The organism is Streptomyces sp. NPDC058375 (assembly GCF_042723425.1).
Classification (GTDB): Bacteria; Actinomycetota; Actinomycetes; order Streptomycetales; family Streptomycetaceae; genus Streptomyces; species Streptomyces durocortorensis.
In genome coordinates, this window is the sequence record NZ_JBHXJG010000059.1 from 14,794 (window position 1) to 32,439 (window position 17,646).

18 protein-coding genes, 1 tRNA gene and 1 pseudogene are annotated in these 17,646 nt (G+C 73.6%); 9 read left to right on the forward strand and 11 right to left on the reverse strand.

Annotated features, from left to right (window positions below):
* Positions 1–10 precede the first annotated feature (10 nt).
* Positions 11–177 (forward strand): annotated as a pseudogene (locus ACFWM7_RS12985) (alpha/beta hydrolase); the annotation flags it as partial.
* Positions 178–287: 110 nt separating this feature from the next.
* Positions 288–1,544, forward strand: coding sequence for an MFS transporter (locus tag ACFWM7_RS12990; protein WP_383259322.1), 1,257 nt, complete (start codon positions 288–290; stop codon positions 1,542–1,544).
* Between the two features lie 264 nt (positions 1,545–1,808).
* Here ACFWM7_RS12990 and ACFWM7_RS12995 read toward each other — a convergent pair whose 3' ends face one another.
* Complete coding sequence (locus ACFWM7_RS12995; RefSeq protein WP_383259272.1) at positions 1,809–2,984, reverse strand: hypothetical protein; 1,176 nt, start codon at positions 2,982–2,984, stop codon at positions 1,809–1,811.
* Positions 2,981–3,943 carry a 5-dehydro-4-deoxyglucarate dehydratase gene (locus tag ACFWM7_RS13000; RefSeq protein ID WP_383259273.1) on the reverse strand — a complete coding sequence of 321 codons (963 nt, stop codon included), beginning with the start codon at positions 3,941–3,943 and terminating at the stop codon, positions 2,981–2,983. Before ACFWM7_RS13000 ends, ACFWM7_RS12995 begins: the two co-directional genes overlap by 4 nt.
* Positions 3,944–4,151: 208 nt before the next feature.
* Between ACFWM7_RS13000 and ACFWM7_RS13005 the strand changes: the two genes are divergently transcribed.
* From ACFWM7_RS13005 to ACFWM7_RS13015, 3 genes are all read left to right on the forward strand, one after another.
* Positions 4,152–4,961, forward strand: coding sequence for an NAD-dependent epimerase/dehydratase family protein (locus tag ACFWM7_RS13005; RefSeq protein WP_383259275.1), 810 nt, complete (start codon positions 4,152–4,154; stop codon positions 4,959–4,961).
* Positions 4,962–5,055: 94 nt separating this feature from the next.
* Positions 5,056–5,277, forward strand: a complete 222-nt coding sequence (locus ACFWM7_RS13010; RefSeq protein WP_205086752.1) for a hypothetical protein — start codon at positions 5,056–5,058, stop codon at positions 5,275–5,277.
* A 130-nt stretch (positions 5,278–5,407) separates the two neighbouring features.
* On the forward strand, positions 5,408–6,628 hold the full coding sequence (locus tag ACFWM7_RS13015; protein ID WP_383259279.1) for a TerD family protein: 1,221 nt from the start codon (positions 5,408–5,410) through the stop codon (positions 6,626–6,628).
* A 100-nt stretch (positions 6,629–6,728) separates the two neighbouring features.
* Here the strand turns inward: ACFWM7_RS13015 and ACFWM7_RS13020 are convergent, their stop codons facing one another.
* From ACFWM7_RS13020 to ACFWM7_RS13035, 4 genes are all read right to left on the reverse strand, one after another.
* Entirely contained in the window at positions 6,729–6,959 is a 231-nt protein-coding gene (locus ACFWM7_RS13020; protein WP_003969918.1) for a hypothetical protein, read from the reverse strand.
* A 190-nt stretch (positions 6,960–7,149) separates the two neighbouring features.
* A tRNA-Val gene (locus tag ACFWM7_RS13025) sits at positions 7,150–7,221 on the reverse strand.
* Between the two features lie 5 nt (positions 7,222–7,226).
* Positions 7,227–8,741: a hypothetical protein gene (locus ACFWM7_RS13030; protein ID WP_383259282.1), complete on the reverse strand. Its 1,515-nt coding sequence runs from the start codon at positions 8,739–8,741 to the stop codon at positions 7,227–7,229.
* A gap of 101 nt (positions 8,742–8,842) precedes the next feature.
* Complete coding sequence (locus tag ACFWM7_RS13035; protein ID WP_383259285.1) at positions 8,843–9,556, reverse strand: antibiotic biosynthesis monooxygenase; 714 nt, start codon at positions 9,554–9,556, stop codon at positions 8,843–8,845.
* A 162-nt stretch (positions 9,557–9,718) separates the two neighbouring features.
* Here ACFWM7_RS13035 and ACFWM7_RS13040 point away from each other — a divergent pair, with 162 nt between their 5' ends.
* Together ACFWM7_RS13040 and dapA are read left to right on the forward strand one after the other, a co-directional pair.
* On the forward strand, positions 9,719–10,504 hold the full coding sequence (locus ACFWM7_RS13040; protein WP_383259289.1) for a phosphodiesterase: 786 nt from the start codon (positions 9,719–9,721) through the stop codon (positions 10,502–10,504).
* 131 nt (positions 10,505–10,635) lie between these two features.
* On the forward strand, positions 10,636–11,517 hold the full coding sequence (dapA, locus tag ACFWM7_RS13045) for a 4-hydroxy-tetrahydrodipicolinate synthase (RefSeq protein WP_383259291.1): 882 nt from the start codon (positions 10,636–10,638) through the stop codon (positions 11,515–11,517).
* Positions 11,518–11,534: 17 nt separating this feature from the next.
* Here dapA and dapD read toward each other — a convergent pair whose 3' ends face one another.
* Positions 11,535–12,533, reverse strand: a complete 999-nt coding sequence (dapD, locus tag ACFWM7_RS13050) for a 2,3,4,5-tetrahydropyridine-2,6-dicarboxylate N-succinyltransferase (RefSeq protein ID WP_383259297.1) — start codon at positions 12,531–12,533, stop codon at positions 11,535–11,537.
* Between the two features lie 10 nt (positions 12,534–12,543).
* Positions 12,544–13,788 (reverse strand): MFS transporter, encoded by a 1,245-nt coding sequence (locus ACFWM7_RS13055; RefSeq protein ID WP_383259325.1) that lies wholly within the window; start codon positions 13,786–13,788, stop codon positions 12,544–12,546.
* Between the two features lie 155 nt (positions 13,789–13,943).
* Here ACFWM7_RS13055 and ACFWM7_RS13060 point away from each other — a divergent pair, with 155 nt between their 5' ends.
* Entirely contained in the window at positions 13,944–14,822 is an 879-nt protein-coding gene (locus tag ACFWM7_RS13060; protein WP_383259299.1) for a winged helix-turn-helix transcriptional regulator, read from the forward strand.
* Between the two features lie 148 nt (positions 14,823–14,970).
* On the opposite strand, the gene ACFWM7_RS13065 is transcribed toward ACFWM7_RS13060, so the two are convergent.
* Entirely contained in the window at positions 14,971–15,546 is a 576-nt protein-coding gene (locus ACFWM7_RS13065; RefSeq protein WP_383259305.1) for a TetR/AcrR family transcriptional regulator, read from the reverse strand.
* Between the two features lie 28 nt (positions 15,547–15,574).
* Positions 15,575–15,901, reverse strand: a complete 327-nt coding sequence (locus ACFWM7_RS13070) for a DMT family transporter (protein ID WP_383259309.1) — start codon at positions 15,899–15,901, stop codon at positions 15,575–15,577.
* 286 nt (positions 15,902–16,187) lie between these two features.
* Here ACFWM7_RS13070 and ACFWM7_RS13075 point away from each other — a divergent pair, with 286 nt between their 5' ends.
* Positions 16,188–17,177: a hypothetical protein gene (locus ACFWM7_RS13075; RefSeq protein WP_383259312.1), complete on the forward strand. Its 990-nt coding sequence runs from the start codon at positions 16,188–16,190 to the stop codon at positions 17,175–17,177.
* A gap of 21 nt (positions 17,178–17,198) precedes the next feature.
* Here the strand turns inward: ACFWM7_RS13075 and ACFWM7_RS13080 are convergent, their stop codons facing one another.
* On the reverse strand, positions 17,199–17,564 hold the full coding sequence (locus ACFWM7_RS13080; protein ID WP_383259315.1) for a VOC family protein: 366 nt from the start codon (positions 17,562–17,564) through the stop codon (positions 17,199–17,201).
* Positions 17,565–17,646: the final 82 nt, after the last annotated feature.

Below are 17,646 nucleotides of genomic sequence, written 5' to 3' on the forward strand. Positions count from 1 at the left end.
AGCACCTCCAACCCCCGGCATGCCGAAGTCCGTCCGGGAGCGGGCGACCGCCTCACACGCGTACCGGGCGCGGCAGCCCCGCACGGCCGGCATGTGGTGCTGCCCGAGGCGGACCACATGGTGCTGACCACGTCGGCGGCCGAACTCGCGGAGGAGATCCGCCGACTGCTGGTCTGAGCGGCGCGGCCCGGCCCTCATGCCGCCCTCATAGGGCATCCACCCGATGCCGCCGGAGGGCCTTACTCCCCAGACTCCCCTGCATGGGTGGCAGGGGAGGCAAGGGCGACATGGGCGGTTCGGCGGTCGTGCGGGTCCTGCGGGACCGGACGGCGGGACGCTGTCTGGCGGGGGTGGTCGTCTCCGGGTTCGGTACGTCGGCGATGTGGCTCACGGCGGGTATCTGGGTCAAGTCGCTGACCGGGTCGAACGGTCTGGCGGCCCTGACGGTGTGCGCGCTGTGGGCCCCGGTGCCGGCCGCGCCGGCGCTCGGCGCGCTCGCGGACCGGATGGACCGGAAGGCGCTGCTGGTCCGGGGCAATCTGGCGATGGCCTGCCTGCTGGTCCCGCTGGTGCTGGTGGATTCGGCAGGCACGGCCTGGATCGTCTTCGTGGTGCTGGTGCTCTACGGGGCGAGCGGGCTCCTGCTCGACGCGGCGGAGTCGGCGCTCGTCGCGGGGGCCGTGCCCGCCTCGCTGCTGGCGGACTTCAACGGGCTGCGGATGACGGCCAACGAGGGCATGAAGCTGGTCGCCCCGCTGGCGGGCGCGGGGCTGTACACCCGGTTCGGCGGCCCGGCCGTGGCGCTGTCGGCCGCGATGACGTGCGCCCTGGCCGCCCTGGTCTTCGCCCGGCTGCCGGTGCGGGCGGCTCCGCGGCCCCCGGTGGGCGGGCGGCGCGGCGAACTCGCCGCCGGGCTGCGGCGGATCCGCGCCTCGGCGGTGCTGCGCCCGCTGGTGACGGCGGGGGCGGCGACGATGCTGCCGGCGGGCGTGAACGGGGCCGTTACCTTCGCGTACGTCGACGATGTGCTCGGCCGGGCCCCGGCGTACGCGGGGGTGCTCTACGCGGTCCAGGGCGCCGGTTCGGTGGCGGTGGGGCTGCTGGCCGGGCCGCTGTTGCGCCGGCTGCCCGAGCGGGTGTTCGCGGCGGGCGGGACGGCGTTGTTCGCGCTGGGGGTCGGGGCGCGGACGGTGCCGCTGGACGCGGTGGCCCTGGCGGCGAGCGCGGCGATCGGGTTCGGGCTGCCGTGCGTGCTGATCGCGGCGATGACCGCGGTACAGCGGGAGACGCCGGACGCGGTGCTGGGGCGGACGGCGGCGACGGCGGGCTCGCTGATGACGGCGCCCAACGCGGTGGCCCTGGCGCTGGGGGCGGGGCTCGTCGCGGTGGTGGACGTGAGGGTGCTGACGGCGGGGGCCGGGGCGGCGGGGGTGCTGGCCGCGGCGGTGCTGGTGGCGGGGGCACGGCGACGGCGCGACGCCCCCGGGGCCCCGGCTCCCGCGCCCGCGCCGCCCTCGCCGTCGCCCTCGCCGCCCGCTCCGTGAGCGCTCGGCCTCGGCCCGGCGGAGACCCCGCCTCACCCCAGCCGTACGAGCGCGGGGCCCGACCACCCCAGCCACGCGAGTGCGGGCCTGTCTCACCCCAGCCGCGCGAGCACGAGGCCGGCCACCCCAGCAGCGCGAGCACGAGGCCGGCCACCCCAGCAGCGCGAGCACGAGGCCGGCCACCCCAGCAGCGCGAGCACGAGGCCGGCCACCCCAGCCGTGACAGTGCGGCCCCCTCACCCCAGCCGTGACAGTGCGGCCCCCTCACCCCAGCCGTGCAAGCCCCGCGGCGACCGCCTCCAGGTCCGGGCCCGAGGCGAGTCCCGCGTGGTACAGGCGCAGTTGGTCCGCGCCGAGCGAGGCGGCGTGGGCCGCGTCGCGCTCCAGGGTGCGGGGGCTTCCGCCCATCCCGGTGACGATCCCGAAGGTGGCGGCGCGCACCCCGCCCCGCCCCGCGAACGGGCCCAGGACCGCTTCCCGTACGGCTTCGGGTCCGGTGCACGGCAGCACCACGCCGTCCGCCACGGCGAGGACGTGGTCCGGCTCGACGCCGACGTTGGCCCCGGTGCGGTACGGGACGGGGTCGGCGTGCAGCAGCACCTGGAAGCCGGGCGGGGCCGCCGCCCGTACGGCTGCGACGGCCGTCTCCTGGAACGTACGGGCCACCCGGCCGCGCCATCGCAGGGCGGCGTCCGCGTGCTCCGGCCCGAGGAGCTTCGCGATGCCGTCGCGGCCGGACTCCGGGGAGCCGCCGCCGGACCAGGCCGGCTCCAGGGCCCGGCGGACGGCGGCGGCCAGCGCCTCCGGGTCGGCCTCCGCGTCCCCGTACCCCTCGCGGCACACGGCGCAGAAGCACAGCGACATCAGAAACTGCGCCGCGTCGCCGAGGCCGACGCCCGCGACCTTGTCGTGGGCGTGCAGATGGGCGAAGCCGTACCAGCCGCAGGACTCCAGCTCGGTGCCGTGCGCACCGGGCCGGGCGGCGGCCTCCGCCGCGAGATCCACGAGGTGGGCGCGCACGGCGGGGCGGGCGATGCAGGGGGCCCAGGGGTAGCGGTCACCGTAGGCGTTGACGACCGAGGTGTCCGGGTGTTCCGCGCCGAGCCGCGAGTTGTGCGCGAGGACCACCCAGGTGTGCACCTCCAGGCCTGCCGCGGCCAGCGCCCCGGCGGCCTCCCCGTACGGATCGTCGCCGGGCGTCCAGCTCTGGCGGTACGGGGCGAGGGCCCGCCCCGCCCAGCGGTCCGGGTCCGGCGGGTAGAGGACGGCGGCGTGCTCGGCGGTCACGACGCGGTGGGCGGGGTGGCGGGGGGTCAGGGCCCGGGTGGAGTGGTAGGCCGAGGCCAGGGTGACCTGCTGGACACCCAGGTCCGCGATCCGGGCGGCGGCGTCCGGATCGCCGACGACGTCCCACGGGTAGAGGAAGACGCCCGCCCTCACGCCGGGTCTCCCGCGGTGGCCCGCTCCTCCAGCAGGGCGCGGCCGCTCGCGATGATCTCGATGAGGTCCTTGACGTGGGCGGCGAGTGGTTCGGTGAGGGGGGTGCGTACCTCGCCGACGTCCAGGCCCTGGAGCCGGACCCCGGCCTTGACCAGGGAGACGGCGTACCCGCGGCCCTTGGCGCGCAGTTCGACGAGCGGCCGGTAGAAGTGGTCGAGCAACGCGTTGACCAGGGCGTCGTCGCCGGATTCCAGGGCCCGGTGGAAGGCGAGTGCGATGTCCGGGGCGAAGGCGAAGACGGCGGAGGAGTAGAGGGTGACGCCGATGCCCCGGTAGGCGAGGCCGGTCAGCTCGGCGGTGGGCAGCCCGTTGAAGTAGAGGAATTCGCCGTCGGGCAGGTGGGTGCGGACCGCGCTGACGACGCGCTGCATGAGGTCGAGGTCGCCGAGACCGTCCTTGAGCCCGATGATGCCGGGCGTGCGGGCGAGGGCCACGACGGTTTCCGGGGTGAAGACCGCGTTGTCGCGCTGGTAGACGATCGTCTCCAGGCCGGTGGCCGCCGCGAGCGCCGCGTAGTGGTTGAGCAGCCCTTCCTGGTCGGCGACGACGAGGTAAGGCGGCATGGCGAGGAGCCCGTCGGCTCCGGCCTCCTCGGCGGCTCGCGCGTACCGGACGGCGAGGGCCGTGCCGTAACCGGCCCCGGCGACGACCGGGATCCGCCCGGCGGTCTCCTCGACGGCGGCGGCGACCGCGAGGCGGAACTCCTCGGGGGTCAGCGCGTGGAACTCGCCCGTGCCGCAGCAGGCGAAGACCGCGGCGGCTCCGGCGTCGATCCCGGCCCGCACATGGGCGCGGAAGACGTCGACGTCGACGGCGCCGTCCGGCCCGAACGCGGTCACGGGGAAGAAGAGCGGCCCGGCGACTTCACGGAGCCGGGCGGCAAGGGGGGCTGAGGTCACGGGCGCTCCCTGAGCAGATTCAGGCGTGCACAACTCTGATCGATGTCTATATTTCTGAACACCGCAACGCTAAGCCAGCTTTTGGCGGCAGGTCAAGGCAGACGCAGCCTCTTGACGCCGCCGATCACCCGTCCCTAGCTTGTCCATGCATGTGAATGTCGGACAGCCTGTCGCACTGCGCCCGCGCTCGCCCCGAGGAGACCCCTCTATGACCGCTCCCCGTACCGTCCTGCTCACCGGCGCCGCAGGCGGCCTCGGCACCCTGATGCGGGGGCTGTTGCCCGCGTACGGATACGGCCTGCGGCTGTTCGACCTGGTCCCGGTGGAGGGCGCACCCGAGGCGATCACCGCCGACCTGAACGACCGGGAGGCGCTGCGCGAGGCCGTGCGCGGGGTGGACGCGGTGATCCACCTGGCGGGCATCTCGCTGGAGTCCACGTTCGACAAGATCCTCCGCGCCAACATCCAGGGCACGTACGCGCTCTACGAGGCGGCCCGCGAGGAGGGCGTCCGGCGTATCGTGTCCGCCTCCTCCAACCACGTCATCGGCCACACCCCGCGCCCGGCCGCCGGTGATCCGCTGATCCCGCTGGACACCCCGCGCCGCCCGGACACCTACTACGGGCTCTCGAAGTGCTTCGGCGAGGACCTGGCCCAGCTCTACTGGGACCAGCACGGAGTGGAGACGGTGTCGGTGCGGATCGGGTCCTGTTTCCCGGAGCCCACCTCGGTGCGGATGCTGTCGGTCTGGATGAGCCCCGCCGACGGCGCCCGCCTCTTCCACGCGGCCCTCACCGCCGAGGACGTCGGCCACACCGTCGTCTACGGCTCCTCCGCCAACACCCGCCTGTGGTGGGACCTGGGCCCGGCACGGGCGCTGGGCTACCGGCCGCTGGACGACTCGGAGCCGTACGCGGCGAAGCTCGTGGCCGACCAGGGCGAGCTGGACCCGGGCAATCCGGCGCACGCCTGCGTGGGCGGCCCCTTCGTGACCGATCCGCCGATCTGGCCGCACTGAGCCGGAGCGCGGATGGCGGGGCGGGCGGGCGCCTGGGCGGGCGGCGGCGGAAAATCCGGGCGACGCGGGGCGGCCGGTCGGGCAGGATACGGGCATGCCGAGACCTTCCGGATTCCAGTACGAACAGCACGCCGACCAGAGCGTCACCATCACCCACCACGGCCGGCCCGCGGGCACCCTGCGCGGTGGCCGGGCGGAGAAGTTCCTGGCCGAGGCGACATCGGGCGACGCCCAACTGGTGATGGCGCGCTGGACCGGCGCGTACAAGCACGGCAACGAGCGCACCGCCCGCAACCACCCGCGCAACCGCCGCTGAGTCCGTTCGGAGTTTGGTTCGGAGCCCGTTCGGAGCCTGGTTCGGAGCCCGGTTCGACGGCCGAAAAGCATCTGGTGGACGGGCGCGAAAGTAAGGGAACGGCAAAGCCGGGTCGTTCGTTACCCCGTGCATGACCGCAATGACCCCCGGCTCGAACATCCCTCTCTCCGCCGCCCGCGTGGCGGTGGACGTCGCCGCTCCGGTGCGGCTCGACGTCTCGGGCCTGCTGCTCACCGCCGACGGCAAGGTGCGCTCCGACGACGACTTCATCTTCTACAACCAGCCCTCGGGCCCCGGCGTGACCTACCGCGCCGGCGGGGGCTCGGCGCCCGACGCGATCGTGGTGGACACCGCCGCCGTCCCGCCGGGCATCGAGAAGATCGTCGTCACCGCGAGCCCGGACGCCGCGGGCCAGACCTTCCAGGGCGTCGAGCCCACCGCCACCGTGCGCAACGCGGACGACGGCAGCGCGCTCGCCACCTTCACCCCGCCGCAGCTGGGCGCCGAGACGGCGCTCGTGGTCATCGAGATCTACCTGCGCAACGGCGCCTGGAAGGCCCGCGCGGTCGGCCAGGGGTACGCCAACGGGCTGGCCGGGATCGCCACGGACTTCGGCGTCTCGGTCGAGGAGCCCGCCGCCCCGGTCGCCCCTCCGGTCCCGGCGGCCCCCGCGCCGGTCGCGCCCCAGGCCCCGGCCCCGGTCGCCGCCCCCGTCGACCCGCGGATCGCACCGCCCGCCCCGCCCGCTCCCCCGGCGGCCCCCGCCGGCTCCGGGAAGATCAACCTGGACAAGGGCCGGGTCAACCTCCAGAAGAACCAGACCGTGTCCCTCGTCAAGGGCGGCGCACCGCTGCTCTCGCGGGTCAGGATGGGCCTGGGCTGGGAGCCCGCGTTCCGCGGCAAGGACATCGACCTGGACGCGTCGGTGATCGCCTACGGCCCCAACCGCAATCACCTGGACAGCTGCTACTTCGGCAAGCTGACCATCCTGAACGGGGCGATCAAGCACTCCGGCGACAACCTCACGGGTGAGGGCGCGGGCGACGACGAGACGATCATCGTGGACCTGGGCCGGATCCCCGCCGAGGCGACGGGCCTGGTCTTCACGGTGAACTCGTTCACCGGCCAGAAGTTCAACGAGGTCGCCAAAGCCTACTGCCGGCTGATCGACGACGCCTCCGGCGAGGAGCTGGTCCGCTTCGACCTCACCGGCGCCGAGCCGCAGACCGGCGTGATGATGGCCAAGCTCATCAAGCAGTTCACCGGCGAGTGGGAGATGACCGCGATGGGCGAGTTCGTGAAGTCGCGCACCGTGCGGGGCATGGTGAAGCCCGCCGCCAAGGCCCTGTAAGGGGCCGCCCCAGGGTCCGCAACGGAGTCCGGGGCGCCTGAAGGGATTCAGGCGCCCCGGATCCGGAGAAGACGGACGCTGCTCGTGCTCGTCCCGCGTCTCAGAGCTTGGTCAACTTGGAGTACGGGCTCAGGATCCTTCCCTGACGCCCCGAGAAGTCGATGAGGACTGCGTCGTTGTCGCCCTCGACAGCAAGAATCCTGCCGAGCCCGAACTGGTCGTGCGACACCCTGTCGCCCACATCGAAGCATTCGACCGGTGGGGCCTCCTGGGCCGGGCGGTTGAAGGGACTGGAAGGCAGGTGACGCCGGGATCCGGCTGACTGTTTCATTACGTCGAGTATGCGCCCTGTGAAGGCCCGACGCCATGCCCGCCGGTGCCGGGGCCCCAGAAGTGCCGGATTCGTAATCAGCGCTCACCAGGGCCGGTCAGCGCTTACTCCCGCCTCCAGCAGCGAATCCACGCGGAACGCGGCAATCGGAAAGACCCCCGAAGGTGTGGCGTTTTTCCCGCCCGCCGGGGCGGCACGGGCGGTGTCGAACCGCCGACGCCTGCTTCGTCAGAGCAGCGCTCAGCACAAGAGCTACGCGCCGCCGCCTCAGACACCCGCGCGCGAGCGAGCCTTGAACGCCGCCTTGCGGGCGTCCTTGGCGGCCTTCTTGTCGCTGTGCAGCCGGCCCATGGCCTCCAGCACATCGGCGGTGGCCGGGTGGTCGACGCGCCATACCTCGTCGAAGAAGCCGCTGTGCTGCGCGGAGAGGCCCTCGATCAGGCCCTGGAGCTCATCCAGCTCGCCGTCCGCGTCCAGCTGCGCGGCGATGGTGTCGATGGCCAGCCAGAAGATCATGTCCTCCGGCGGCGCGGGCACATCGGCGGCGCCGCGCTCCGCGAGCCAGACGCGGGCGAGGCCGCCCAGCTCCGGGTCGCCGAGCACCCCCCGTACGGCGGGCTCCGCCTCGGAGCCGGCCAGGGCGAGGGCCTGCTGGCAGTGGAGGCGGCGCAGCGGTGCGCCCTCGTCCGTGCCGCGCGCGGCGGCCAGCAGCTCGGCCGCCGCCGATACCGCGCCCTCGGCGTACCCCTCGAGCCAGAGCTTGACCTCGGCGCGGGCGGCGGACTCCGGGTAGTGGGCGATGCCGCCGAGGAGGGCGTCGGCGCCCTTGCCCGCGAGGTCGCCGACGGCGGGGGCGCCCATCCCGGCCTCCAGCAGCCGGGCCCGGACGCCGTACAGACCGAGGGGGGTGAGCCTGACCATGCCGTACCGGGTGACGTCCTCGTCGTCGGCCCCGGCGACGGAGGCGTCCGCCGCTTCGCCCTCCTCGACCAGCAGCGCCTCGTCGACCGGCTGGTAGGCGACGATCCCGATGGGTTCGAGGAGCCGGAACTGGTCGTCGAGGCGCATCATCGCCTCCGACACCTGCTCCAGGATGTCGTCGGTGGGCTCGCCCATGTCGTCGGGGACGATCATCGACGCGGCGAGGGCGGGCAGCGGGACCGGTCCTTCGCCCGCGCCGTTGTCCGCGAGGGTGAGCAGGTAGAGGTTGCCGAGGACCCCGTCGAGGAACTCCGCCTCGGCCTCCGGATCCCAGTCCAGTGCGTCGAAGTCGATCGAGCCGTCCTCGCCGACGAGGTCCGCGAAGTCGTCCAGGACGGGCGCGGTGGCGTCGGCGTGCACGGCGTCCAGGCCGTCGAGCCAGATGGACAGGACGTCCTGCGGGGAGCCGCCGGTGAGCAGGGCCAGGTTCTCGCCCGCGGTGACGGTGCCCTCGGCCTCCGAGCCTTCCGCACCGTCCGCGCCGTGAGCGCCGTCCGCGCCGCCCGGAAGTTCGTCCTCCTCGGGGTCGGTGACGTCGAGGAGGCCGGTGTCCACGGCGAGCCGCCAGGCCTCGCTGGCGTACGCGGCGCCGTCCTCGTCGGCCGCGAGCCCGAGGTGCTCGGCGGCCGCGGGCAGCTGCGCCTCGACGAGCTCGCCGCCGGCGCCGACCCGGGTGCCGGGACCGGCCCACCGGGCGAGCTTGACGGCGCGGACGAACAGCGGAGCGGCGAGCGCGTCCCGCGCCAGTTCGGCCTCGGAGTTCAGCCGCACCGGCGGCAGGGAGGGGCGCTCTGCGGACATCGGGGGTTCTCCTCGGTGCGTGCTCGGGGGCGTACGGAGTGCGTACGCGGTTCAGCCGCCCAAGCCTAGACGCATTTCGCCGCCCGCCGCCCGGCGCGCCGCTACTCGCCCGTGCCCGGTTCCATGCTGAGCGCGGGGGTGTAGCGGTGCACGCCGCCGCCGGTCATGCCCGGGTACTTCTGGACGCGTTCCCAGAGCGGGGACGGGGATCCGACGCCCTCACCGGGTGCGGCGAGGGCCGCGACGTGGTGCTCGGCGCTCTCCCACTCGGCGTAGTTGAGGACCCGGGCGCCGTCGGTGGAGGCATGGAAGTGTGCGGCGATGCCGCCGGCCGGCAGCTGGACGTCGTCGCCGAGCGCCTCGAACACGGCGTCCACCCAGTCGCGTTGGCGCGCCGCGTCGGGGCCCTCGAACTCGACGTCGACGATGACGACGCAGCCGGTCTCCCGGGTGTCGCCCTCGGCCCGGGGCCCGGAGCGGTACAGCTCGTACGTGTGCAGGCCGAGGCGTTCGATGCCGGGGACGGCCGCGTCGATCTCGGCGTTGCGGGGGTCGCGGCCCTCGCGTACGAAGTCCTGGTAGGCCTGTTCGCCGGTCCACTGGGAGTAGTGCAGCAGGGTCGCGCCGTCCTCCCCTTCGTAGACGCTGTAGGAGAGCAGCCCGCGGTGCGGCCATTCCCGGCTCTCCCAGGCCTTCCGGATGGCGTCGGCGGTCTCTCGCTGCCGCTGCGGTGTCCCGACGTTCCAGGTGCCGGCCTTGGCGATCGCGGCATCGGGGCGGGCCGGGTCGGGGCGGCGGGTGACGTGCGTGGTCATGGCGGTGTTCCTCCTGTGCGTGCGCCGGTCGGTGCGCTACGACCATCACCGTCACACCTCAAGTCCGGTCGAGGTCAAGGCTGTTCCCGCGGACGTGCCCGCGTGCCGTTCGCCCACGGCATGACCGGGTGCGGACCGCCGTCGCCGGGGAAGGGTGGGGGCATGACCCTCTCCGTGGCGCACCTGAGCGACCCGCACCTCACCACCGGCCCCGGGGCGGCGGCCCCCGCGGCGGGGTTGCGGGCCGCCCTGCGCCGGGTGCTCGCCCTGGACCCGCTCCCGGACTGTGCCGTGATCACCGGTGATCTCACCGAGCGCGGGGAGCCGGGCGAGTACGCGGCGCTGCGCGAGGAGATCGAGGCGTTCCCGTTGCCGCTGCACCTGGTGACGGGCAACCACGACGCGCCGGAGGCGCTCGTCGGCGTGTTCGGCGGAACGCGTTTCCTGGGCGGGGGGACGCTGACGTCGTACGTGGTGGAGCACCCGGCGTTCACGATGGTGGTCCTGGACTCGTGGGTGGCCGGTGCGCCGGGCGGGCGGCTGGGGGCCGGCCAGTTGTCCCGGCTGGACCGAGCCCTCGCCCAACGGCCCGGCGTACCGGCCCTCGTCGCTCTGCACCATCCGCCGGTTCCGGTCGGCGTTCCGTTCCTGGACGCGATGGGCCTGGCGGACGGCCCGGCGCTGGCCGAGGTGGTCGCCGCGCACCCCCGGGTCGTCCGGGTGCTGGCGGGCCATGTGCACCGCCCGGTCACGGCGTCCTTCGCGGGCAGTACGGTGGCCGTCGCCCCGAGCACGTACCGGCAGAGCGGTCTTGTGCTGCGGGAGGGTGTGCCCGGCTATCCGGACGAGCCTCCGGCGTTCCTGCTGCACGTGCTGCCCGGGGCTCCGGCGGGCTCAGCCTGGGTCACGCACACGGTCCCCACGGCCGGAGCCGCACCGGGGAGCTGAAGCCCGGTCCGGAGCACCGAGTTCCAGCCCCGGCGCTGAAGCCCCTCGCTCTGGGCGGTCAGCAGCTCTTGCCGTTCACCACAAGGAAATCTAAGTGGACCTTTCCGGTTCCGGACGCCGAGACTTCCCCCATGACCACCACCGCACCGCGTCCCTTCGGCCGCACGCTCTGCGCCATGATCACGCCCTTCACCGCCACCGGCACCCTGGACCCGGACGCCGCCCGCGCGCACGCCGCGCACCTGGTGGCCGAGGGCTGCGACGGGATCGTCCTCAGCGGCACCACGGGCGAGTCCCCCACCACAACCGGCGCCGAGAAGTCCGCCCTGCTGCGGGCCATCCGGGCCGAGGTCGGCGACGGGGTGCCGCTGCTCTCCGGCGTCGGGGGCCCGGACACCGCGGCCACCCTGCGCCTGGCCCGGGAGGCCGAGGACGCGGGCGCGGACGGGCTGCTGGTGGTGTCCCCGTACTACAGCCGCCCGCCGCAGGCCGCCGTCGAGGCGTACTTCCTGCGGGTCGCCGAGTCCACCGGCCTGCCGCTGATGCTGTACGACATCCCCGGCCGCACCGGCGTACGGATCGAGCCGGAGACCCTGCTGCGGCTGGCGGGACACCCGCGCGTGGTGGCGGTGAAGGACTGCTCCTTGGACCTGCTCGGCGCGACGAAGGTGCTGGCCCGCACCTCGCTGGCGTACTACTCGGGCAGCGAGGAGCTGAACCTTCCGCTGTACGCGGTGGGCGGCGCGGGCTATGTCAGTACGGTCGCCAACGTGGCCCCGCGCCAGGTGCGGGCGCCGCTGGACGCCTTCGACGCGGGCCGCACCGACGAGGCGGCCCGGCTGAACGGGCTGACGGCCCGCCTCGTCGAGCTGATGATGGCGAGCGGGCTCCCCGGGACCGTCACGGCCAAGGCCCTGCTGGACGCGGGCCCGGTCCGGGAACCGCTGCAGCCCGCCGGGCGCGAGGCGACCGACGGGCTGCGGAAGGCGTACGAGGAGCTCCTCGCGGCCTGAGAGCCTTGCTGCGAGGGCTAGTTGTGGGCGTGAAGCACGTCGTTCAGGCCGCCCCAGACCGCGTTGTTCGGGCGGGCCTCGACGGTGCCGGTGACCGAGTTGCGGCGGAAGAGGATGTTCGAGGCGCCGGACAGCTCGCGGGCCTTGACGACCTGGCCGTCCGGCAGCGTGACGCGCGTGCCCGCGGTGACGTACAGACCGGCCTCGACGACGCACTCGTCGCCCAGCGCGATGCCGACGCCCGCCTCCGCGCCGACCAGGCAGCGCTCACCGATGATGATGCGCTCCTTGCCGCCGCCGGAGAGGGTGCCCATGGTGGAGGCGCCGCCGCCGATGTCGGAGCCGTCGCCGATGACGACGCCCGCGGAGATCCGGCCCTCGACCATGGAGGTGCCGAGCGTGCCCGCGTTGAAGTTGACGAAGCCCTCGTGCATGACGGTGGTCCCGGCGGCGAGGTGCGCGCCGAGCCGGACGCGGTCGGCGTCGGCGATGCGTACGCCCTTGGGGGCTACGTAGTCCGTCATGCGCGGGAACTTGTCGACCGAGGTGACCTGGAGGTGCAGGCCCTCGGCGCGGGCGTTGAGGCGGACTCGGTCCAGGTCGTCGACGGCGACCGGGCCGAGCGAGGTCCAGGCGACGTTGGCGAGCAGGCCGAAGAGGCCGTCGAGGTTCTGGCCGTGCGGCTGGACGAGCCGGTGCGAGAGCAGGTGCAGGCGCAGGTAGGCGTCGTGCGCGTCGAGCGGCTTGTCGTCGAGCGAGGAGATGACCGTGGACACGGCGACGATCTCGACGCCGCGCCGGGCGTCCACGCCGATCGCCTTGGCGGCGCCTTCGCCGAGCCGGTTCACGGCCTCGTCCGGGGTGAGCCGCTGCGTACCGGCCGGGCCGGGGTCGGAGGTCAGCTCGGGGGCGGGGAACCAGGTGTCGAGGACGGTGCCGTCACCGGCGACGGTGGCGAGGCCGGCGGCGACGGCGCCGGTGGTACGGGCAGAACCCTGGGAAGTCGTGTCGGTCATGAACAGCAACCTAACCGGCCGGGGCCCGCTCGGGCGAACCGGTCTCAGCGTGCGGCCCCTTTCCCGCCGCCCGCGCCCGCTCCCCCGGTCCGGGCAGCCGTCGCGCCGCCAGCACCGCTCCCCCGGCGGCCGCCGCGAGCAGGGCGGACACCGGCCAGAGCAGAGCGGGGGACGCCGCGTACAGAGCGGCCCCGAGCGGCGGGGCGAGCACCTGCCCGCTGATCGAAGCACCGGCGTACAGGCTCTGGAAACGGCCCTGGGCGTGGCCGGGCGCCTGGTCGGCGACGTAGGCGGTGGCGGGGGTCTTGTAGAGGATCTCGCCGAGGGTCAGGGAGAGCATCATGGTGACGGCGAAGAGGACGCCCGCGCCGGGGATCAGGACGGCGTAGCCGAGCCCGACGAGCAGGAGTCCGACGCCGACGAGGCCGAGCGGGGTGCGGCGGCGCAGGGCGTGGGCTGCGGGCAGTTCGAGGCAGAGGATGACGCCGCCGTTGATGGCGAGCAGCCAGCCGTAGAGCTGGGTGGTGTGACCGTGGTCGGCGAGGAAGACCGGCAGGGTCGAGTATTGCTGCCGGTAGACGACGTCGACGACGACGATCGCGGCGAGCAGCACCAGGACGGCGGGTCTGGCCCGCAGTTCGCGCCAGAGGCCCGGAGCGTCCGGGTCGTGGGCGGGTACGGAGTGGGCGCTGCCGCGGGCGGGCAGGATCCGGGCGGCGTAGAGGGCGAAGAGCAGGGTGCCGAGGCCGTCGGCGACGAAGAGCCAGTCGTACGAGAAGCGGGTGGCGACCAGCGCGCCGAGCGGCGGGCCGATGGCGAAGCCGCCGTTGGCGGCGAAGCGGAAGAGGGCGAAGCTCTGGCGGCGGCTTCCGCCCTCGGGTACGGAGACCGCGACGAGCGCCGCGTTGGCGGCCCGGACGACGCCTGCGGCGTACTGCGCGACGGGGAGCACCGCGTACAGGGCGGCGACCGGCAGGGCGGGCAGGACGACGAGCGCCGCTCCGCTGACGCAGGCGCCGGTCAGCAGGGCGCGGCGGTGGCCGAAGCGGTCGCCGAACCAGCCGCCGGTGAAGTTCCCGGCGACCAGGCCGATGCCGCCGACGCCGCTGATCACTCCGGCCTGGGTGACGCTCAGACCGCGCTGCCCGACGAGGTACACGAAGAGATAGACGAAGGTGAAGCTGACGACGGCGTTGAGGAACGCCCCGAGCGCCAGCAGCCGTACCGTCCGCGGCACTCCGCGCACCATGGCCATCCCCGCCACCCTCGCCATCCCCGTACGACTCCTGCGCACGCCGCAGTGAGTTCCTTATGGGAACGGACTATGGCAGCATGATTCCATCGGGGTCAACCGAAAGGACCCCGGCGGGGCGGGCGGGGCGGACAGCGGCCACAACCGGAGGGACGACCATGCCTCAGCGCACCAGCCTGGCCGACGCCGACTGCTCGATCGCCCAGGCCCTCGATGTCGTGGGCGACTGGTGGACGCTGCTGATCGTGCGGGACACCGCGCGCGGGGTGCACCGGTTCGACGCGCTCCAGCAGGAGCTGGGCGTCTCGCGCAAGGTGCTCACCGAGCGGTTGCGCCTGCTCGTCGACGCGGGGGTGCTGGCGCGGGAGCCGTACCAGGACCGCCCGGTGCGGTACGAGTACCGCCTCACCCCGCGCGGCCGGGCGCTGCTGCCCGTGCTGATCGCGCTCCAGGACTGGGGCGACACCTGGGTGCTGGGGGAAGGGGAGACGATGGCGACGACGACGGAGGCCTCGCAGGAGGCGGCCCGGATGCGGGCGCTCAAGGGGACACGACTGCCGGAGCTGCTGCTGCCGGGGAACGACGGCGAGCAGCGCGACCCGGTCGCCGACACCCCGTACACCGTCCTGTACTGCTTCCCCAGCGCCTACGCCACCCGCGACGCCTATCCGCCGGGCTGGGCGGGGATCCCGGGGGCGAGCGGCTGCACCCTCGAATCGTGCACGTACCGCGACCAGTTGGCCGAGTTCACGGCGGCGGGCGCGACGGTGCACGGGGTGTCCGTACAACGCCCGGACGAGCAGCGCGCGTTCGCGGAGAAGGAGGGGCTGCGCTTCCCGCTGCTCTCGGACGCGGACCTGGCCCTGACGGCGGCGCTGCGGCTGCCGACGTTCCGGGCGGCGGGCGTGAGCAGGCTCAAGCGGCTGACGCTGGTGGTGGACCGGGAGCGGACGATCCGCGAGGTGCTGTACCCGATCACGGACATCGGGGCGGGCGTGTACGAGGCACTGGAAGCGGTACGCCGCGGGGCGGCCTGAGCGGGCCCCGGACGCGGTCGGGCGCCGCCCCGACGGACCGAGCGGGCCCCGGACGCGGCCGGACACCGCCCCCCGGCGGACCGAGCGGGCCGATTCGGGCCGGAATGCGGTCCGCCGCCCGGCGGCCTGACCGAGGACCCCGACGCGGTCAGACGCCGCCGCCCGCGACGATCCGCTCCAGCATCTTCCGGGTGTACGGCGCGTCGAACGTGCCGCCGGTCAGCAGGACCTGGAGGCAGACGCCGTCCATCAGCGCGACGAGAGCCCGCGCGGTCTCCGGGTCGGTGCGCCGGGACAGCAGCTCGACGGCCTCCTCGGTCCACTCGGCGGCGACGGGGCGCAGCGCGGGGCGCCGCAGGGCCGCGAGGTACAGCTCGTACTCCAGCTCGATCGCCCCGCGTTCGCCCGCGAACCACCCGTCCAGCAGCCGGGTCAGCTCCTCCGCGAGGACCGTCTCCGCCGCCCCGCCCCACTCACCGTCCCCCTCCTCGGCGAAGAGGCCGCTGGAGCGCAGCGCCTGGACGAAGTTCTCGTTGCAGCGGCGCAGGGCGGCGACCAGGAGCTCGTCGAGCGAGGCGAAGTGGTACGTGGTCGAGCCGAGCGGCACATCGGCCTCGGCGGCCACGGTGCGATGGCTGAGCCCGGCTATGCCGTCGGTCGCGATCACGGCCAGCGCCGCATCGAGGATCCGCGTCCGCCGCTCGGGGTCGTACCGCCGGGCCATCAGTGGGGCCCTCCCGGGTTCCGGGCCATCAGTGGGCCCCTCCCAGGTTGAGGACGACGACCCCGGCGACGATCAGGACGATGCCCGTGATCTTGACCAGGCTGCTGGACTCCCCCAGGAACAGGATCCCGATGAGGGCGACGGCCGCCGTGCCGACGCCGGCCCAGATGGCGTACGCGGTGCCAACGGAGAGGGTCTTGAGGGTCTGGGCGAGCAGGGTGAAGGCGATGAGGTAGCCCACCACGGTGCCGAGCGAGGGCCAGAGCCGGGTGAAGCCCTCGCTGTACTTCATGGCCGTCGTCCCGGCCACCTCCGCCGCGATGGCCGCGGCGAGCAGTCCGTATGCGTATCCCATGTGTACGACTGTACCCAACGTTGTGTACGGCCGTACCTATCATCGTCCCACGTCGGGGGCGCTACGGTGTGCCGACGACAGAACGGCCCGGCACCCGGGCCGACGACATGACGGAGACGCAGTGGCGCAGGACGCAGGGTGGGGCGGTGGCCCGTACGGGGGCACACCTCACGGTGGGGGGCCCTTCCACGGGGGAGCGCAGGGACCGGGCGGCGGCTGGCACGGCGGGTGGGCCGCACCGCCCAAGCCGGGGGTGATACCCCTGGCGCCGCTGAGGGTCTCGGACATGCTCAGCGGTGCCTTCGCGACGATCGGGCGGTACTGGAAGCCGTTGATCGGCGTGGCTCTGACGCTGTTCGGCGCGGCGACGCTCGTGATGGCCGTCGCCCTGGTGGTGGCCGCCTCCGCCGTGGCGAGCCAGTGGGACGAGCTGACGTCCGGCTCCTCGGGCTCCCCCGACGCTGGCGAACTCGTCCCGCTGGGCGTGGCGTTCGGCGTGCTGATGGTCATCGGCATGATCGTCTACCTGCTGGCGTCGGCCATGATGCAGGCGGCGGCCCCCGTCGTCCTCCAGGAAGCCGTCCTGGGCCGCCCGATCCGCTTCGGAGAGGTCTGGAAGCGGGCGTGGCCGCGGGTCTGGTCGATCATCGGCACGGTGTTCCTGACCGGGCTGATCATGCTCATCCCGATGGCGCCCCTCATGGCCGCCTTCGCCGGGCTGATGGTCTACACGGTCTCGCTGGGCGACGAGGACGGTGCGATGCCGTTGGCACTGATCGGCGCCGTCGTCGGGCTGCTCATCGCTCCGGTGGGCATGTGGCTCTGGGTGCGGTTCTCCCTGGCCACGACCATCGTGGTCTTCGAGAACCAGCGCCCGGTGGGGGCCCTGCGACGCTCGGCCCAGCTCGTGCGCGGCACCTGGTGGCGGGTCTTCGGCGTCACGCTGCTCGGCTTCGGCATCGCGGCCATGATCGGCTTCATGATCCAGATGCCGTTCCAGATGATCGGCATGCTGCCCGGCCTGTTCGACCCCGCCGACATGGGTGCCGAGCCGAGCGACGGAGCGCTCATCGCCATGCTCGGCAGTGTGATACTGCTGTCGTTCATCAGCCAGATGATCTCGCAGTTGATCACGATGGTCCTCCCGCCGCTGGTGACCGGCCTGCTCTACGTGGACCTCCGGATGCGTACGGAGAACCTGGGCCCGGTCCTGGCCGGGGCGGCGGCGCAGACGCTGCCGGAGCAGTACGGTCCGCCGCCGCCCGCCCACGTCTGAACGAGGGGCCCGGCCGCGGCCTCAGTCGGTCAGGGTCCGCTTGGGGCGCAGCACGCAGAACTCGTTGCCCTCGGGGTCGGCCATCACCACGAAGGTGGCGTCCGGCCCCTGCCCGACGTCCACCCGCCGGGCGCCGAGTGCGAGGATCCGCTCGACCTCGGCGTCCTGGTCGTCCGGGGTCAGATCGATGTGCAGCCGGTTCTTGACGGTCTTCCCCTCGGGCACGGGGAGGAAGCACATGCCCGGCAGCGCGGTCTCGTGCGCGCCGATGATGATCTCCTCCTCGTGCTCGAAGAGCACCTGCCAGTCCAGCACCGCACTCCAGAAGCGAGCCAGGAGCGGCAGGTCGTGGGCGTCGACGGCGATGTGGTACATGGAGACGGCCATGCCCGCCAGTCTGCCTGGCGGGCCAGGGCCGTCGGCACACCACGGGGGGCGTGTCAAAGCTCTTGGGTGGGCGGGTGAGGCG

Coding starts and splice junctions, on each gene's coding strand:
- dapA (WP_383259291.1), top strand. CDS start 10,636: ATGACCACCACCGCACCGCGTCCCTTCGGCCGCACGCTCTGCGCCATG.
- ACFWM7_RS13015 (WP_383259279.1), top strand. CDS start 5,408: ATGACCGCAATGACCCCCGGCTCGAACATCCCTCTCTCCGCCGCCCGC.
- ACFWM7_RS13040 (WP_383259289.1), top strand. CDS start 9,719: ATGACCCTCTCCGTGGCGCACCTGAGCGACCCGCACCTCACCACCGGC.
- ACFWM7_RS13075 (WP_383259312.1), top strand. CDS start 16,188: ATGCTCAGCGGTGCCTTCGCGACGATCGGGCGGTACTGGAAGCCGTTG.
- ACFWM7_RS13010 (WP_205086752.1), top strand. CDS start 5,056: ATGCCGAGACCTTCCGGATTCCAGTACGAACAGCACGCCGACCAGAGC.
- ACFWM7_RS13020 (WP_003969918.1), bottom strand. CDS start 6,959: ATGAAACAGTCAGCCGGATCCCGGCGTCACCTGCCTTCCAGTCCCTTC.
- ACFWM7_RS13080 (WP_383259315.1), bottom strand. CDS start 17,564: ATGGCCGTCTCCATGTACCACATCGCCGTCGACGCCCACGACCTGCCG.
- ACFWM7_RS13030 (WP_383259282.1), bottom strand. CDS start 8,741: ATGTCCGCAGAGCGCCCCTCCCTGCCGCCGGTGCGGCTGAACTCCGAG.
- dapD (WP_383259297.1), bottom strand. CDS start 12,533: ATGACCGACACGACTTCCCAGGGTTCTGCCCGTACCACCGGCGCCGTC.
- ACFWM7_RS13055 (WP_383259325.1), bottom strand. CDS start 13,788: ATGGCCATGGTGCGCGGAGTGCCGCGGACGGTACGGCTGCTGGCGCTC.
- ACFWM7_RS13060 (WP_383259299.1), top strand. CDS start 13,944: ATGCCTCAGCGCACCAGCCTGGCCGACGCCGACTGCTCGATCGCCCAG.
- ACFWM7_RS13065 (WP_383259305.1), bottom strand. CDS start 15,546: ATGGCCCGGCGGTACGACCCCGAGCGGCGGACGCGGATCCTCGATGCG.
- ACFWM7_RS12990 (WP_383259322.1), top strand. CDS start 288: ATGGGCGGTTCGGCGGTCGTGCGGGTCCTGCGGGACCGGACGGCGGGA.
- ACFWM7_RS13035 (WP_383259285.1), bottom strand. CDS start 9,556: ATGACCACGCACGTCACCCGCCGCCCCGACCCGGCCCGCCCCGATGCC.
- ACFWM7_RS13070 (WP_383259309.1), bottom strand. CDS start 15,901: ATGGGATACGCATACGGACTGCTCGCCGCGGCCATCGCGGCGGAGGTG.
- ACFWM7_RS13005 (WP_383259275.1), top strand. CDS start 4,152: ATGACCGCTCCCCGTACCGTCCTGCTCACCGGCGCCGCAGGCGGCCTC.